Origin of the sequence: Virgibacillus sp. 6R, assembly GCF_001895305.1 — a bacterium.
Taxonomy (GTDB): domain Bacteria; phylum Bacillota; class Bacilli; order Bacillales; family Amphibacillaceae; genus Virgibacillus; species Virgibacillus pantothenticus.
The window spans coordinates 2,070,106-2,087,441 of sequence record NZ_CP017762.1 but is presented as its reverse complement, the minus strand read 5'-3'; the positions used below and the strand labels follow the sequence as shown (position 1 = coordinate 2,087,441).

Sequence of the window (17,336 nt, the reverse complement as noted above, 5' to 3'; positions counted from 1 at the left end):
ATCATTGAAAAAAAGCATACGATTGCTGGAAAAGACACAAATAATTCTTGGGTTTGCATTTTTAACCGTGTTCTTTTTGGTGATTATGTTACAAATTGTTACTAGATATATGGGAATTTCGGTTATATGGACAGAGGAGGTTGCAAATTATTCATTTATTTGGGCAATATTTATGGGAGCTTCAGTAATGGTTAATCGTCGTGAACATTTTAGTTTTGATTTATTATTAAGAAAATTAAAGGATAAATCTAGGTTGATTCTATGTTTTGTAAATGATTTTTTGTTAATTATATTTAATAGCGTTATTTTTCTTTTAGGGATGCAAGTAGTAGTCGAGTTTTGGAATTACACTTGGGCAACCATACCTGAAATGAAAATGGGATATGTATGGTTAGCTGTTCCAATTATGTCAGGCTCCATGGTGGTCTATTCTATAGCACACCTTGTAAATCACATTCATAGCTGGAAGGCTAAGGAGGTGCTACAATAGTGGGCATATTACTATTAGTTTTATTCATTACTTTGATGGCGATCGGCGTTCCCATTGCCTTTGTCATTGGAATTGTAGCGTTGTTAGGGATTACTGGCATGCCATATACACCAGAAGCAACAGTGCCGATGAAAATGGTAAATGGCTTAGATTCATTTGTATTACTAGCGGTTCCTTTGTTCATCTTAGCTGCAAATTTAATGAATTCGGGCAAAATTTCAGAGAAACTAATCAATCTTGCATTAGCTATTGTTGGTCCAATTCGTGGTGGTTTAGCCCATGCTAATATTCTTGTGTCCATGATGTTTGCTGGTGTGTCGGGAGCATCACAAGCAGACGCTGCAGGAGTTGGAAAAATTCTTATTCCTAGTATGAAAAAACAGGGCTATGATAAAGAGACTGCCGTTGGAGTAACGGCAGCGTCTTCAACTGTAGGGGTTATAATTCCACCAAGTATACCAATGATTATTTTTGCAGGCTTAACAAATGCTTCCATTGGTGCTTTATTTCTAGGAGGAATAATTCCAGGCATACTAATAGGCTTAGGTATGATGGTTTTGGTGTACATTATTGCTATGAAACGAAACTTTCCTAAAGTAGCACGTCCCAAGTGGTCCGAGTTAGGAAAATTGATTCTCGAATCCGTTCCAGCTTTATTAACTCCGTTTATTATCATTGGTGGAATTATTCTTGGCTTTTTTACTGCTACAGAAGCTGCTGCAATTGCTTCTTTATACACGTTTCTAATTAGTATTTTTTTTTATAAAACGTTAAAATTAAAAGATCTACCTAAAATCTTATTCGATACTTTAGCGCTAAGTTCTTTATCATTATTTGCTTTGGCGGCTGCAAGTGCGTTGGGAGAATTAATGAGTTATTATCAATTAGGTACGATAGCACAAGAGTTTTTTACGAATAATGTAAGTGCAAAGTGGCTGTTTATTTTAATTATCATTGCTTTCTTTTTATTTGTTGGAACATTTATGGATGCAATTCCAGCAATGATCCTATTTGTCCCAATTATACTGCCAACAGCTCTTGAATTTGGAATAGATCCAGTACATTTAGGTCTTATAGTAATAATTACACTTGCTATTGGTTTAGCAACCCCTCCATATGGATTAGTATTGTTATTGTCGGCAAAAATCGGCGAGTTGTCGATTGAACGTTCTTTTGTAGCAGTTTTGCCATACTTGTTCATTATTATGGCTATTTTATTATTAATTGCATTTCTACCGAATATAGCACTTTTCATCCCAAATCTATTTAATTAAATGGAGGCTTCTTACAATGAAAAGTAAAGACAAAAGTAAGCAAAAAGCTGCGCAGGCAGCAGTGAATTACATTCGTGATGGAATGACAGTAGGACTTGGTACAGGGTCTACTATGAATTACTTCTTAGAAGAATTGAAACATCATGTACACAGCGGGTTAGAAATTCAAGGTATTCCGACTTCTAAACAGACAGCAGAGATAGCTAAAGAGAATGGAATTCCACTAACTGATTTTTCTCAGACAACAAAAATTGACATTGCCATTGATGGTGCAGATGAAGTGGATACTAATCTTCAATTAATTAAAGGAGGTGGCGGTTCTCTAGTTCGCGAAAAAATTGTCGCACAAGCAGCGGATAAGCTGATAATCATTGTCGATGCTTCAAAAAGAGTTGCGCAATTAGGGAATTTTCCTCTCCCTGTTGAAGTGATTCCATTTGGTTGGCAAAAAACCGCAGCATATTTAGAGACGTTTGGCTGTAAACCTGTTTTACGAATGGCGGACAAGCATCCGTTCATTTCTGATAATGGGAATTATATTTTAGATTGTGCTTTTGAAACAATAAATGAACCTGAGCGATTGCACCAGCAGCTAAAACAATTGGTCGGGGTTGTTGAGACAGGACTATTTATCAATATGGCGGATATGATTATATCGGCTAGAAATGAAGTGGTTGAAAAGATGACTAGCACACACTAGGAAAATGCAACTAGATACGGAGGAGCAGATAATGCTAGATATTATAACAATAGGTGAAGCAATGATTGTGTTTAACCCAGGTTCTGCAGGTCCCCTTCAGTTTGTGAACACATTTGAAAAAAGAGTAGGCGGAGCCGAACTTAATTTGGCTATTGGCTGTTCGCGCTTAGGTATGAAGGCAGGATATATCAGCAGATTAGGTAACGATGAATTTGGACGTTATATACGACATTTTATTCGTGGTGAGGGTATTGAGACGTCACAGCTTCACCTCGTTGACGGATATCCAACCTCTTTAAACTTTAAAGAGAGGATGGAGGATGGCAGTACACGTACATTTTATTATCGCGATAAATCACCAATGGCCACTCTATCAACCTCCGATTTGGATGAAAACTATTTTAAACAAGCAAAAATACTACATCTGACAGGGGTGTACCCAGCTATTGGTGACCACCATATTACCGTAATGGAAAGAGCCATAGAACTGGCAAAAAAGCATGATGTCAAGATTTCGTTTGACCCTAATATTCGCTTGCGGATGTGGACAAAGGAAAAGGCACGCTCTGTTTTGGAGAAAATCTTGCCAAAGGTAGATATACTATTAGCTGGTGATGAGGAAATGAATATCATTATTGGTGAAAAAGAGCCAAGAGCGATTATCCATAAAGCAAAGGATTTAGGTATTTCTTTTGTAGCGGTAAAACAAGGTGATCGAGGATCTGTTGGGTATTACCAAGGGAAAATAGTGGAAGCAAAACCTGTGAAAGCTATAAAAGTTGTTGATACAGTCGGTGCAGGTGATGGTTTTAATGCTGGCGTACTCTATGGGCTGTCCCAGAACTGGGAATTAACCAAAATTCTGCATGTGGCAAATACCATCGGTTCCATGGTTATTAGTGTTGTTGGGGATAATGAAGGTTTGCCATACTATGAGGAAGTGCAGCAAAAACTTGGGGAAGTAGAACGGATCGAACGATAGACAAGGAGGGGGAAGACAATAAAATTACAATTAGCTTTAGATAGGTTAACAAAGGAAGAGTGTCTTCAAGTTCTTGCTCATACGCATCAAATGGTAGATATTATTGAAATAGGAACAGGAATTATTAAAGAGTACGGCATGTCTTTGGTTCGAAAGATTCGAGATTTATATCCGCATAATATATTACTTATAGATATGAAGACTTGCGATGCAGGAAAGCATGAGGCAAAGCAGGCATTTGCTGCTGGTGCAGATATAACGACAGCAATGGGTTTTTCGTCAAACCAAACGATTATAGATATGTTGGAAGTTGCTAAGAAGGAAAACAAACAAGTTCTAGTGGATTTATTAGGTATAAATTCAGATAAACGAATGAATGAATTACAGGATTTAGGCGTAAATTTAGTTGGTTTACATGTTGGAAAAGATGAGCAAAAAGAAACCTCTTTTAGCACGGAATTGTTTTCCCTAGTGAAGGGTTTGGAGTTTAATGTTGCTGTAGCAGGAGGGATTAATTTAACAATGGTACCAGAGATTAAAAAATATCAACCAGACATTATCATTGTTGGTAGTGCTATAACAAAAACAGAAAATCCTGATAAAACAGCAAAATTATTCAAATCGATACTACAATAGTGAACCATCAGTGGGGGCTTATTCATCCCCCACTGATGGTTAGTACCGTAATGGTATGACCTAAGGCCGCTTGCGAAATAGGGAATCTAGGTGTTGGCAGACTTGTTGCGGTATGATTCTCCATTTCTTGAAGTGTGAGTCTTACAGCACCTTATATGCGGGATAAATAAACACAAATTGATTAGTAGCAACTAAGGCTACATCATAGATTATAGAGAGGTACTGAGGTACGCATTTGTCTGTTAGTTTCAGTCGTATGCGTACCTTTTTTTCCTGCGCTTTTACTTGTTAGCTTATACCAAATTACATAGCAAAAGTGTAACTTGTAAAAAAACGGGGTAGTAACACAAATATAGTAAAAAAGGATGTATGATAAAATATTTTGTTCTACTATAAGAAAGCATTCGCGATAAACCAAGTTTTTCTAAGGTAGGGGTGTATTTGTATGCTAGTAAAATGGTTGCCACCATCAATAAGTAAGTATTTAAAAATGTCCAAAACAGAAAGAAAATATGAGCTCCGCCTCACATTATGGCGAACGCCACTGTTGTATATTATTTGTACATTTTTTCTTGTGGCGATTACGGTTTATCTTGATGTGGGGGTAGGGATAGCACAATATACATATGACGGCTTTCAAGCCACATTTGAAACGACTAGATCATTAATTAGTGCATTGATTGGCGGCGTATTAACACTTAGTGCATTTACATTAAACTCCTTACTCGTTGTGCTAACGACATTTAGTGGACAGTTTTCACCAAGAATGCTGCAAAACTTTGTAAAAGATAAGCAGACACAACATATACTAGGGATTTTTAACGGTAGCTTTGTTTACGTACTAATTATGTTTTTAGCAATCAGCAGTAATCCAGTTAAATATTATGTAGCTGTTCCATTTGCTACGGTTGGGATTGCTTTTTTTGCTGCAGTGACGTTTATTTATTTTATTAATCATGCCACTACGTGGATGCAAGTGCATAATATTACCGATACAATGAAGCGTGTAACGGAAGAGATGCTCGAAGGAGATTTTACCAAAGATTTGCAACGGTTGAGAACGGAAAAACCAGGAGAGCTATATAGAGAATGGAAAGCAAAAAAACAAATTGTTACATCACCTATATCCGGATATGTACAGCTTATTTTATTTAAGGATTTGCTGCAAAAAGCAAAAGAAGATGACATTATTGTTGAAATGGAAGTGCGTCCAGGCAGTTATGTATTACAGGGCAATCAATTATTTACGTATTGGGGCCCTGGTGCTCCCAAAGTTAATGAAAAAGACTATTTGCATTTGATTCGTATGGGGCATAAGGAGACAGAAATTCAAGACTTGAAATTTGGACTAAATAAACTGGCGGAAATCGCCATTAAGGCGATTGGAAATGATGATCCAAAAACAGCTGCCAACACCATCTACCAAGTAGCGGATTTGTTATTAACTCTGGAGAACAAAGCAACCTTCTCCCCATATCTTGTGGATGAGGAAAACCAGGTGCGCTTAATACTAGGTGTAGATGACTTCGAATTTCATCTCTATCAAGGACTAGGATTAATTAGACATTATGCACAAAAGAATTATCCGATCATAACAAACATCATTGAAGCATTAACAAGACTGGCAGGGGCAGTAGATAAGAGAAATCATACCGTTATATGGGATTTTGCGACTAATACCATCGACCATATCTATACGGAGTTTATTTTTGATTTGGATCGAAAATTATTACTACGACATTTACAAGAGCTTGCGGTTATTACGGGTAATGAAGCGAGCTATGAGTATATTGAGCGGCACTTAAAAGAAGATACGCAGTAAGTTGAGGTGTTTAAGATGAATAGAGAAAGGAATAATAATGATAAAGCATATTTGAGGAAGGAGTGTTCAAAGTGAATCAAGAACATTTACGAGCACAAATTGAGCAGATTTTGGAGGATGATCTTGTTGGACCAATGGCGACAGTGAAAGGAAGTATGCCACATTCTCGGTATATGACATTTTACCATGATGATTTAATGCTATATACACTAACTAGTAAGCAAACCGATAAAGTGACCGATATTGAACAAAATCCGTATACACATATCATTCTCGGCTATGAAGGAGAAGGATTTGGGGACGCTTTTGTGGAATATGAAGGCAAGGTAAAAGTAAACGATTCTCCTGAGCTAAAGAAACAACTATGGAGTGCCCACGCAAAAATGTATTTTGAAGGACCGGATGATCCCGATTTAACTGTGTTGGAAATACAACCATTGCATGTTCGATTGATGAATAAAAAAGGGGAGGATTCCCCACAGGAATTAGAGCTCTAGCAGTAAGATGAAAATATTTTCTCATCCGGTTTAAAATATCGGTTATAAGCTATCAGTTTGCGTATTCCGTTAAAATATTGGCGAGATTCTAACCCATGTTATCAGCCAGCTTCTGACGATTGTCAATGGAAGCTGGCTAGTTTAAGTTTTCAGTGATGCTAATTTCATTGTGCTGTTTCTGTTTGTAAAGAGAGCCTCCCATCGGTGATGTTATACACTTTATTGCAATAGTCAATCAGCCGCGTATCATGGGTGACGACAATGGTAGTTTTGTTACTGTTTGTAGTTATTTCCTGCAGCATCTCCATGACTTCAAATGCCCGATCAGAATCGAGCGAAGCGGTTGGCTCATCGGCAAGGATAATACTTGGGTTTGTATATAGCGCTTTGGCAATTGCTACACGTTGCTTTTCTCCCCCTGATAAATCAGATGGAAAACTGTTTAATAGCTTATGAATGCCTAACGTTTGATATAGTTCCTGCAGTTTTTCAGCAGGTAAATTATCTTTTTTTACCTTATCTAACAGTTTCATTTGCTGATTTACATTTAAAAATGGAACTAAATTGGATGCCTGTAAGACAAAGCCGATTTCTTTCAAGCGGATTACCGACCGCTGTTTCTCGTTTAATTCGGTAATATCTGTACCATTGATAAACACATGGCCATTCGTAGGGGGTTGTAAGCCCCCAGCAATTGTTAAAAAGGTGCTTTTACCTGATCCAGACGGTCCAATGACAGCAATTAACTCTCCTTTATGAGCGGAAAAATTCGTTGACTTCAGAGCTTCTACTTTTGTATGCCCGGAACCAAAAACTTTATGAACCTGTTTCATTTCAAGAACTGACATCCTTTAACCCCCAATCGCTTTCAGTGGATCAATTTTTACAATCGTTTGAATGGAGAATAGTGCTCCTAATATAGACACGAAGACAAGCACAACGCCATAGATAAGTAAATCTAAATACTTAAAAACAATTGGAACGACATCTGGCAAAAAGGCTCCTGTAACCATCGTTAACAGAAATCCGAGAATCACCCCAGCAAATGCTAGTAAAAAGGTTTGTGCAATTACCGATCCTGCTAAGTATTTACTGGATATTCCTTGCGCTTTCATGACGCCAAAGATACTTATTTTTTGAATGGTAAGCACATATAAGAAAATAGCCAATACCACTGCTGAGATAACAAATAAGAAATAAATCATAAATGTTAACGTTAAATTTTGTTCAGAGTAGCCGGGGAGATTTTCAATAAATGTGGTAGTATCCACGACTTGCAGTTCTTTTTTTACATTTACATTGGCCAAGTCATCAGTACGAATGACAAATGCATTTATTTGATCTTTGTATGCTTCTGCAGCTTCCCCGTAACGAACGTTGTGTAATGTTTGTAAATCGGTATAAAGCACAGGAGCTGCGATAAATTTTGCGTTATCAGTAAAGCCAACGATGGTCAATGTTTCTTCCGTTGAAGATAGTCGAAGTTCATCGCCAATTTTAAAGCCATCCTCTTTTAGGGAATCACCTGCGACGACTTCATTAGCGTGTTGAAACGCTTCACCTTCCGTAACGTTGGGCATAATAAATTCATCAGCGTCAATACCGAAGATCGTTACATTTGATTTATTGTTCCCTGAAGTTGCAATCGAGCTAATCTGGGCTAAACTTGCAAATTCAACTGCTCCTTCACCATCATAGTCATCGAGCGATAAACTGGATTGAGGAAGATTGAAATCTGATTCCTCTGTTAAAATGACCCCTTGGGCTTTCCATTTATCAACTGCCGCTTTGTTCATGTTTTCCAATCCATTTGCTAAACCAGATAATAAGAAAACGAGATAGGATACGAGCATTAATACACCAACAATTAGAGTGAAGCGTAATTTATTATTTTTTATCTCATTCCAAGCTAAAAACATTGTTTCTCCCCTCCCGGCAAAATGTTCCGCATACATAAATTATATCCCTAATAATTGTATAAGAATCCTTTCATGAAGCAAAGCAGATGGACTTATGTATAATAAAAAGGCTGGAAGATGGTGATTCTAAGTAGAAGAAGAATTATTTATTAATTACAGCCAACTAGGTGGGGAAAATAGGACGAACGAGATGTACGAGTTAAAAACCAAAGAGAATGATGGCGTTGTGATCGAATTTATTGAGTAAGTAGAAAATCCACTGAAGCAAGAGGCTGCGTATTGACTGTTGGATATTTTTACCGAAACAACTGGGTATCATATGATCGGCTTTGAATCGTATCATTATAAATATCCTGGTGGGTATAGAGGGAATGCGATGCTAACTGGATTTTCTCCAAGAAAAACTCGTTTCAGCTTATATTTTTCCACGGGAGATGAAGAACGACCCGCCCTGCTAGAAAAGTTAGGCAAACATAAAAGTGGCAAAGCTTGTGTTTATGTTAATCAGCTTGCGGATATTGAGATCAAAGTACTAAAGCAATTAACCTGGCAATATGTATCCTTAAACTAAGTATCTGGCGGATTGAAACGTAGGCAGCTCGCAGCAAAATCACAAGAGCGAAGTTTTTTGCTAGCTTGTAAAATGATGTCGTCTCGAGTTTTAGGGTAGACGTCATAGAAACTATAAACATGACCATATTTTTCTATGCTTCATTTGACAAACCTTAATAATTTGATACGCTTTTCACAAGTATTCATATGAGAGTTGGGGAGAAAAATGACTATCATTGCCTTTGATTTAGATGATACCTTATACGACAGAACCTTGCCATTACAGAAGACGTTTCAAGAATTTACAGCTACAAAGCAATTCAAATTTAGTCAACTCTATCCTGTTTATCAAAAATATAGTGATATCGGATTTGAACAGGTTGCGAGAAAGCAAAGCTCGTTAGAACAATCCCATGTATTTCGTATTCGCGAGACATTACGTGAATTTAATATTGGCATTGATAAGCAGGAAGCTTTATTGTTTCAAACGATGTATAAAAACAATCAGGAAGAAATATCATTAAGGCCGCATATAGCGGAAATATTGCGGTATTTGCAACAAAGAGGTATTCAATTACTAATTATTACCAATGGGCCTTCCCTTCATCAACGGAAAAAAGTGAGAACTCTAGGTTTAGACGCATATTTCACTGATAAGGAGATCATTGTTTCTGAAGAGGAAGGTACTGCAAAGCCGGACCGGAAAATTTTTAACCGAGCGGAGGAAAGATTTCAATTCTCTAAACAGGACGCTTGGTATATAGGCGATAACTATCCTATCGATATGGTTGGTGCCCATCAAGCAGGCTGGAGCGCGGTTTGGCTGAATTTGGTGAATTTAACGAAGCAAACGCCAGCAAATGATTCTAATATAGCAACAAAAACAGTGTATTCTACAGAAGAATTAAAGCATTACTTATTCCATCTTTTGCCTTAACGCTACTAGATGAAAATTTTCATGCTAATCTTCGTTATAACTAACCTTTTTGGCTCAAGCAAATAATAATTTCATTACTCCTTATTCTAGGCTTTTTTGCTATAAGGGGTTTTTTCGTACATGAATAGATAGAGCAAAGTCACAAGCGAATACCTAAAGCATGTAAAAAGGCTGAGGCTAACATTTTCAGTAGACTTAATAGGTTTATTATGGTATGTTTATTATGAATTAAAAATACTTTAATTCATAATAAATGATGGAGGAGGATGCTACATGGAAGGATTAAAAGGAATTCATCATGTAACGGCGATTACAAGCAGTGCAGAGAAGAACTATGAATTTTTCACGTATGTACTTGGCATGCGTTTAGTTAAAAAGACAGTCAATCAAGACGATATTCAAACATACCATTTATTCTTTGCTGATGATAAAGGCAATCCAGGGACAGATATGACTTTTTTTGATTTTCCTCGTATTCCAAAAGGCTCACATGGAACGAATGAAATTTATAAGACGTCTTTTCGTGTCCCTTCAGATGAAGCACTTACGTATTGGGTCGATCGGTTTGAGCGTTTGCAAGTGAACCATACCGGTATTCAAGAACAGTTTGGCAAGAAAACGTTAGCATTTGTAGATTTTGATGATCAACAATATCAGCTGATTTCTGATGAGCGTAACGAGGGAGTCGAGGCAGGGATACCATGGCAAAAAGGTCCGATCCCATTAACGTATGCGATTACCGGCTTAGGTCCCGTTTTTATTCGCATTGCCGACTTCACTTCTTTTAAAGAAGTGTTGGAAAAAGTAATGCAGTTTAAGTATATGCAAGAAGAAAACGGTCTGCATTTATTTGAAGTAGGCAAAGGGGGGAATGGCGCCCAAGTTATTGTTGAGCCCAATAATACAATGCCAAATGCACGGCAAGGTTACGGAACGGTACATCATGTAGCTTTCCGTGTAGATGATCGTTCGGTGTTAGACAAGTGGACGACACGCATGGAAAACTTTGGATTGGCTACTTCTGGCTATGTGAATCGGCATTTCTTCGAGTCGCTTTACTCTAGAGTCGCCCCGCAAATCCTATTTGAATTTGCCACGGACGGTCCTGGATTTATGGGTGATGAGCCGTATGAAACATTAGGAGAGAAGCTATCTTTACCACCATTTTTAGAATCGAAGCGGGAGCAAATCGAACAAATGGTGCGCCCAATTGACACAATAAGAAGCACCATTACATTTACGAAAGAATAGTATTTACGCGTTTTGCCATGGGGGGATTGAGGAGGCTATCTGATCCACGTAGTTGCCTGTCTTTTTAGTCATGGTATTCATAGATGTTTAGAATGATGTATAAATATTAGGGTGCTTTGAAAAAAATTTTCTACTCACTTGAGCTACAAGAATACTTTCCTTGACTAGAGAAGTTCAGATTACTACTATAGCTATTGGAATTTTTTAAAGAAAATGAGCCTCATCTTTATTTTTTAAAGGAAGGTGAGGGAAGCTATTATTTAAAAGGATCTAGCATAATATGAATAGGTTGTAAAACACGGTAAGCATAACTTTTTACGTTTTGACACCCCTATTAATTATCCTATAATTGGAGGTTATCATGGACAAACCTTTATTCAATATTCCCCATCAAACATATTCCATGCTTAGTCAAAGTGAGCGCTATTTACTTGAGTTTATCCATGAGCATATGGATGAAATAGCTGATATGTCCATTGTCACTCTTAGTGAGCGAGCCAATGTTTCTACAGCTACAATCGTAAGGTTAATGAAAAAAATGGGATATAACGGTTATACCTCATTTAAATATCGGTTGAAGCAAGATGAAAAAATGTTAGACGAGAATGATTCATTAACAGATATTGATGACGATATTAAACAGGTAATCAAGAAAAACGAAGAAGAAGTATTGCGAACAATTCAATTGCAAAGCATTGGGCAGATTGAGGATGTCGTACAAAAAATATACAACGCGAAGCGAGTTTATATTTTTAGCCGCGGCTTTTCTGAGATGATTGCGAAGGAAATGATGATTAAGCTGCAAGCATTAGATAAAATTTGTGAGACGCATGAGGATCCAAATATTATTCGCGTGAAATCACGTAAAGTAACGAAACATGATATAGCCATTTTTGTTTCTTTAAATGGAGAAACTGCCGAACTTGTAGAGGCTTGTCAAAATTTAAATATTCGTCAAGTAACAACAATTACTTTAACAACTAAAGTAGATTCGTCATTAAGTCGCTTATCCGACATGACATTATTAGGCTATAAAACGGAGCATTCACTGTTTCCTGAATATGAAGTCCGCTCTCGTTTATCCCTAAATGTGATTGCGCGGATATTGCTCGACTCGTATGTCATACGAACAGGGAAATAAATGTGATTCATAAAATGAACAGTCACTTATAGAGAATAAGCATCTTTTTTGGAAGATAGCTTTTCTCGGTAAGTGGCTTTTTTATTGTAAGCACCCATTTGAATGAAATTTAGATATTACGTATATTCTAGCCCTAACTTCTCCATGAGGGGGTTATGCTGTTTTTCCTCCTACTCTACAATGATTTTTTATTTCTCTCACCATGTTTTTATTCGCTGTGCCCCGGTTTACATAAACTGAAAACATTTACATAAAAAACTGTGCAATACTTAAATTAACAACAAAGAAAGAAGGTGAGGCTGTGATCTATACATGCACGATGAATACAGCGATCGATTTATACGTTGCAATGGAAGCGTTACAACCAAATACAGTTAACCGAACGTACGATGAGGATTACCAGCCAAACGGAAAAGGCGTCAATGTGTCTGTAATGTTGAAAAAGATGGGGATACCAAATACGGCATTAGGATTTATTGGTGGATTCACAGGACAATTTATTAAAGAAGAATTAGAGAAGCTGGGGATTGCAACAGATTTTATTGAAGTAGAAGGCAATACACGTATTAATGTCTTTATTAATGCGAATGAAGAATACAAAATCGTCAACCGGGGACCGGTCATTCATCAACAGGCTGTAAATCAGCTGTTGGCTAAAATAAAGAAAATTCCGACTAAAAGCACGCTTATTGTATCGGGAAGTCTACCAAGGGGAGTGGAGGATCAGATTTTAGTTTCAATTGCCAAAATATGCAATGAAAATGATTTGAAATTGATCCTTGATTCCAGCTCTCCAGCTGTTTTAGAGACGCTTGCTTATAGGCCATACCTTTTAAAGCCAAATGAAGAGGAATTAGCACAGCTATTTGGAGAAGAAGTATCTTTATCTGAAGAACAAATGATAGCATATGGCAAGGAATTAATTCAACGAGGTGCAAGACATGTCATTATTTCCAGAGGAGAAGCAGGAGCATTATATATCGATAAGCAGAAGATTATGAAAGCGAGCTCTCCGAAAGGAAAAGTTGTCAACACAGCATGTGCTGGTGATGCATTACTGGCTTCGTATATTGCCCAAACCCTTAGCAGCGCTTCTATAGATGAGGCATTAGTATATGCGGTAGCGACAGGTGCATCGACCGCTTTTTCAAAAGGATTAAGTGATTTAAGAGATATTCCAGATTTAATTAAAGACGTTGATATTCAACATTTAAGGAGGTAAATCAGCATGACCAAGAAGAAAATTGTTGCTGCTACAGGTTGCCCAACTGGAATTGCACATACGTTTATGGCTGCCGAAGCGTTGCAAAAAGCAGCCGAGAAGTTGAATGTAGAAATAAAAGTGGAAACACATGGACAAGTGGGAATTGAAAATGCATTAACACCCGAAGAAATTAAAGCAGCAGATGGTGTTATTATTGCTGCTGATAAGGATGTACAGGCAGACCGTTTTCACGGCAAGCCGGTAGTAGATGTTCCCGTTTCAAAAGGGATTAAAGATCCTGAGGGACTAATTGAGCAAATTTTACAAGGCAAGGCTTCTATTTACTACGCATCTGGTTATGAAGGAACTGATGAAGGAGAGATAGTTCAAGATGGAGCACCAGAAGGAAATAGCCGTAAATGGGTTCACGCCATTTATAAACATTTAATGAACGGAGTTTCTCACATGCTCCCATTCGTCGTTGGCGGTGGGGTGCTCATTGCGATATCGTTTTTATTCGGAATTTATTCTGCAGATCCAAAGCATGAGCAATACAATGAATTCGCTGCCTTATTGAAAGAAGTTGGCGACTTAGGTTTTAGCCTAATGGTACCTATTTTAGCGGCATTTATTGCCGAGTCCATTGCGAAACGACCTGGTATGGTTGTTGGATTTATTGGTGGTTTATTAGCGAGTCAAGGCGGCGCCGGATTTTTAGGAGGAATTTTAGCTGGATTTATTGCTGGTTATATTATTATCCTTTTGCAAAAGCTATTAAAAGGTTTACCACGTTCCTTAGATGGACTAAAATCGATCTTTTTGTACCCTGTGTTAGGAATCTTTTTAATCGGTATCATTATGAAACCAATTATTATCCCAGTTACCGGATTAAATGAAGGATTGATGGACTTTTTAGCATCTGTTCAATCAACGAATCCACTATTACTTGGTTTAATTGTTGGAGCGATGTGCGGATTTGATATGGGTGGACCATTTAACAAGGCAGCGTATGTTACTGGCACATTGTTACTTGCTGAAGGTAACTTATATTTCATGGCGGGTGTTTCCGCAGCTTGTATTGCACCTCCATTAATTATTGCCTTTGCTACGGTATTGTTTCCAAAATACTTTACTAAAGAAGAACGTAACGCTGGTGCGGTGAACTTTATTTTAGGGTCTACTCACATTACAGAAGGAGCGATACCATTTGCTGCGAAGAATCCGATTGTTGTGTTGCCAATTATTATGCTCGGTTCTAGTATAGCGGCGATGCTAACGTATTTGTTTAAAGTCCAAGTTCCAGCACCACACGGAGGATTTCTCGTTCTGCCTGTTGTAACAGGAGCATTTCAATGGGTAATAGCCATTCTTATTGGTTCCATGGTAGGAGCATTGCTTTATGGTATGTATCGCAAAAAAGCAGCCCAGAAATAAATGAAGGAAGGATGATGGAAAAATGAAACAAATAATCCAACCAGCATGTATTCAGCTACAAGCAACAGCAACCTCACAGCAAGGAGTGTTTCAGGCGATTGCGGATATCGCAGTTGCCAATGGCATTGCACAATCAGCAGAAGCAATTGTAGCTGGACTGAAAGCACGTGAGAAAGAAAGCACAACTGGTTTTCAGGAAGGATTTGCAATCCCACATACGCAAGTGGATGAAGTCAACCAACCAGCAATTATTATTGTGCGGACAGAGACGGGGATCGAATGGGAATCATTTGATGGCAAGCCTGCATTTTTCTTTCTATCTCTGCTCATTCCGAAGTCAGAAGCGGGAACAACGCATTTACAAGCATTATCCGCTTTATCACGAGCATTAATGAATGAAGAAATAAGACAATCCATGCTAACAGCAACAACACCAACAGAACTTGCTAATATCGTTAGTCAAGCTATCTCAGGAGAGGACGATTAATATGCCACTTATATCAACGACACCAATGCTAGAACAAGCTAAAAACGAAAATTATGGAATTGTAGCGTTTAATGTACATTCATTTGACAGTATTTATTGGGTATTAGAAGCAGCGGCAGAAATGAAATCACCGGTTATTTTACAAACGACCGTTGGCACGGTGAAATCACTTGGGGCAGAAAATATTGTAAAAGTAGCAACAGCAGCTGCGGATTACTATCGTGTTCCAACGGGTCTTCATCTAGATCACTGTACAGATTATGAAGTTATTAAACAAGCTGTTCGAGCTGGATACACATCCGTTATGATTGATGCTTCCAGACATGCATTTGCAGAAAATGTACGACAAACGAAGCAAGTCATGGAACTAACGGCTAACTTAGGAGTTAATGTAGAAGCCGAATTAGGAAAAGTAGGTGGGGTAGAGGAAGAGATTGTTGTCTCCGAAAAAGACGCTCAAAAAGCAGTGCCTGAAGAATGTAAAGAATTTGTTGCTTTAACAGGTGTACCTACACTTGCCCCAGCGATAGGCACAGCTCATGGTATTTATAAAGGTGAACCTGATATTGACTTTACCCGTATTGAACAAATTAGTAAAATGCTAGATATTCCACTTGTATTACATGGGGGTTCGGCTGTACCAGAGGAAGATGTGCGTAAATGTGTAGCGTTAGGTATGGCAAAAGTAAATGTTTCAACAGAGCTAAAAAATGCTTATTCCATTGCAATTAGAGAGCATTTTTCGCAACAACCTGATAGTCTCGATCCACGCGCTTATTTACAAACAGCGAAAGAAGCTGCCAAAGCTATGGTTATCTCTAAAATAAAGATGGTAGGCAGTGAAGGAAAAGTTGCAGCTACACCAATAAAATAAACGCTGCTTGTGCTAGAAAATAAGTTTCTAGTCTGATGCTTAACCTTTGCAGCTCTTATTTATTAAATTTTTACCGAATGGTCTTTCCTAAGCATTGGGAGAGGCCTTTTGGTATAATAATAGAGGAAGAATAAGCGAAAATTACATTTCGCTGCCAAATAAATTGAGGAGGCTACTCCATGAAATTAATAGCCATTGATTTAGACGGGACCTTATTATCTGATGATGGAACAATTAGTAATGCAAATATAGCGACCATTCAAGAAGCACAGCAGGAGGGACATATCGTCTCTATTGCCTCTGGTAGATCACTTCCAGATACGAAGGAAATCTTGCGGCTTTCCGCATTAGACTGCCCGATTATTGCAGGTAATGGTGCAACCTCATTTCATCGTGGTGAGCAGGTGCACCAGTTATATATGGATCAAGAAATTGTAAAGCGTATCATTCCAATTTTAAGAGAGCTGCAATTATACTATGAAGTGTATGTAGATGAAGGTGTTTTGCTGGAAGAGGATATGGAAAACATATTATGGCAAGAATTGGAGCAAATTGGTCATGATGTAGCTTATACTTCTGAAACCCTTAAACAAACGATCGCCATCCAACATAGCCAACATGACTTACAGTTTGTCGATCAGTATGAGAAAGTTGTTTCAAACTATGAAGGCATCTATAAAATATTTGTTCTTTCGTTGCTTGATGAAAAACGTAACCAGTTACAACATTTCATGGAATCACAAGGTGGTATATCTATAACTTCATCAGGTAGAGAAAAACTTGAAATTGCTCATCCTCGAGCAAGTAAAGGCTATGCACTAGAGCTAATGGCACATCATTTTGACATTCCCATGGAAAATACAATTGCCATTGGCGATAATTTTAATGATCTCTCTATGTTTGCAGCCGCAGGGGTAAGTATTAGCATGGGAAATGCAGAAGAAGAAGTGAAACAGCAGTCGACGCACACAACATTGAATTATGACGAAGATGGTGTTGCATACGCCATTAGACGTTATGTGCTTGGGGAAGAATAAGTCTGTTGACCGCTGGGAGATGAAAAAGTACAAGGCGAAGGATGGGCCACGTGCTTTTTTTGATTCGTATACAAAAAGGTTGGACAAGCAGAGGAACAG

At 38.0% G+C, this 17,336-nt stretch carries 17 protein-coding genes and 1 pseudogene; 16 read left to right on the top strand and 2 right to left on the bottom strand.

Going from position 1 to position 17,336, the window contains the following annotated elements; translation table 11 throughout:
* The first annotated feature begins 4 nt into the window (after positions 1-4).
* The 7 genes from BKP57_RS09415 to BKP57_RS09385 all read left to right on the top strand — a co-directional run bounded on the left by BKP57_RS09415 (position 5) and on the right by BKP57_RS09385 (position 6,401).
* On the top strand, positions 5-490 hold the full coding sequence (locus tag BKP57_RS09415) for a TRAP transporter small permease (protein ID WP_050350798.1): 486 nt from the start codon (positions 5-7) through the stop codon (positions 488-490).
* Positions 490-1,764 (top strand): TRAP transporter large permease, encoded by a 1,275-nt coding sequence (locus BKP57_RS09410; RefSeq protein WP_050350799.1) that lies wholly within the window; start codon positions 490-492, stop codon positions 1,762-1,764. Before BKP57_RS09415 ends, BKP57_RS09410 begins: the two co-directional genes overlap by 1 nt.
* 16 nt (positions 1,765-1,780) lie before the next feature.
* Positions 1,781-2,464: a ribose-5-phosphate isomerase RpiA gene (gene rpiA, locus BKP57_RS09405; protein WP_050350800.1), complete on the top strand. Its 684-nt coding sequence runs from the start codon at positions 1,781-1,783 to the stop codon at positions 2,462-2,464.
* A 4-nt stretch (positions 2,465-2,468) separates the two neighbouring features.
* The gene (locus tag BKP57_RS09400) at positions 2,469-3,446 is read left to right on the top strand and encodes a sugar kinase (protein ID WP_328219339.1); all 978 of its coding nucleotides are present in this window, start codon (positions 2,469-2,471) and stop codon (positions 3,444-3,446) included.
* 18 nt (positions 3,447-3,464) lie between these two features.
* A complete protein-coding gene (gene hxlA / locus BKP57_RS09395) occupies positions 3,465-4,082 on the top strand; it encodes a 3-hexulose-6-phosphate synthase (RefSeq protein WP_072741412.1) in 618 nt (205 codons plus the stop codon).
* A gap of 445 nt (positions 4,083-4,527) precedes the next feature.
* Positions 4,528-5,904: a DUF2254 domain-containing protein gene (locus BKP57_RS09390; RefSeq protein WP_050350803.1), complete on the top strand. Its 1,377-nt coding sequence runs from the start codon at positions 4,528-4,530 to the stop codon at positions 5,902-5,904.
* Between the two features lie 71 nt (positions 5,905-5,975).
* On the top strand, positions 5,976-6,401 hold the full coding sequence (locus BKP57_RS09385; RefSeq protein ID WP_050350804.1) for a pyridoxamine 5'-phosphate oxidase family protein: 426 nt from the start codon (positions 5,976-5,978) through the stop codon (positions 6,399-6,401).
* Positions 6,402-6,565: 164 nt separating this feature from the next.
* On the opposite strand, the gene BKP57_RS09380 is transcribed toward BKP57_RS09385, so the two are convergent.
* Positions 6,566-7,249, bottom strand: coding sequence for an ABC transporter ATP-binding protein (locus BKP57_RS09380; RefSeq protein WP_050350805.1), 684 nt, complete (start codon positions 7,247-7,249; stop codon positions 6,566-6,568).
* A gap of 3 nt (positions 7,250-7,252) precedes the next feature.
* Positions 7,253-8,320, bottom strand: a complete 1,068-nt coding sequence (locus BKP57_RS09375) for an ABC transporter permease (protein WP_050350806.1) — start codon at positions 8,318-8,320, stop codon at positions 7,253-7,255.
* Positions 8,321-8,510: 190 nt separating this feature from the next.
* Between BKP57_RS09375 and BKP57_RS09370 the strand changes: the two are divergent.
* The 9 genes and pseudogenes from BKP57_RS09370 (at position 8,511) to BKP57_RS09330 (ending at position 17,237) form a co-directional block, all read left to right on the top strand.
* Positions 8,511-8,891: pseudogene (locus tag BKP57_RS09370) on the top strand (DUF1801 domain-containing protein).
* 207 nt (positions 8,892-9,098) lie between these two features.
* Positions 9,099-9,809, top strand: coding sequence for an HAD family hydrolase (locus tag BKP57_RS09365; RefSeq protein WP_072741411.1), 711 nt, complete (start codon positions 9,099-9,101; stop codon positions 9,807-9,809).
* A gap of 273 nt (positions 9,810-10,082) precedes the next feature.
* Positions 10,083-11,060, top strand: a complete 978-nt coding sequence (locus tag BKP57_RS09360) for a ring-cleaving dioxygenase (protein ID WP_050350808.1) — start codon at positions 10,083-10,085, stop codon at positions 11,058-11,060.
* 361 nt (positions 11,061-11,421) lie between these two features.
* The gene (locus BKP57_RS09355; RefSeq protein ID WP_050350809.1) at positions 11,422-12,201 is read left to right on the top strand and encodes a MurR/RpiR family transcriptional regulator; all 780 of its coding nucleotides are present in this window, start codon (positions 11,422-11,424) and stop codon (positions 12,199-12,201) included.
* Positions 12,202-12,502: 301 nt separating this feature from the next.
* Complete coding sequence (gene pfkB / locus BKP57_RS09350; protein ID WP_072741410.1) at positions 12,503-13,423, top strand: 1-phosphofructokinase; 921 nt, start codon at positions 12,503-12,505, stop codon at positions 13,421-13,423.
* Positions 13,424-13,429: 6 nt separating this feature from the next.
* Positions 13,430-14,839: a PTS fructose transporter subunit IIC gene (locus tag BKP57_RS09345; protein ID WP_072741409.1), complete on the top strand. Its 1,410-nt coding sequence runs from the start codon at positions 13,430-13,432 to the stop codon at positions 14,837-14,839.
* A gap of 22 nt (positions 14,840-14,861) precedes the next feature.
* Positions 14,862-15,326 (top strand): PTS sugar transporter subunit IIA, encoded by a 465-nt coding sequence (locus tag BKP57_RS09340; protein WP_156875309.1) that lies wholly within the window; start codon positions 14,862-14,864, stop codon positions 15,324-15,326.
* A gap of 1 nt (position 15,327) precedes the next feature.
* Positions 15,328-16,200, top strand: coding sequence for a class II fructose-bisphosphate aldolase (locus tag BKP57_RS09335; protein ID WP_072741408.1), 873 nt, complete (start codon positions 15,328-15,330; stop codon positions 16,198-16,200).
* 179 nt (positions 16,201-16,379) lie between these two features.
* The gene (locus BKP57_RS09330; protein WP_072741407.1) at positions 16,380-17,237 is read left to right on the top strand and encodes a Cof-type HAD-IIB family hydrolase; all 858 of its coding nucleotides are present in this window, start codon (positions 16,380-16,382) and stop codon (positions 17,235-17,237) included.
* The last annotated feature ends 99 nt before the right edge of the window (positions 17,238-17,336 follow it).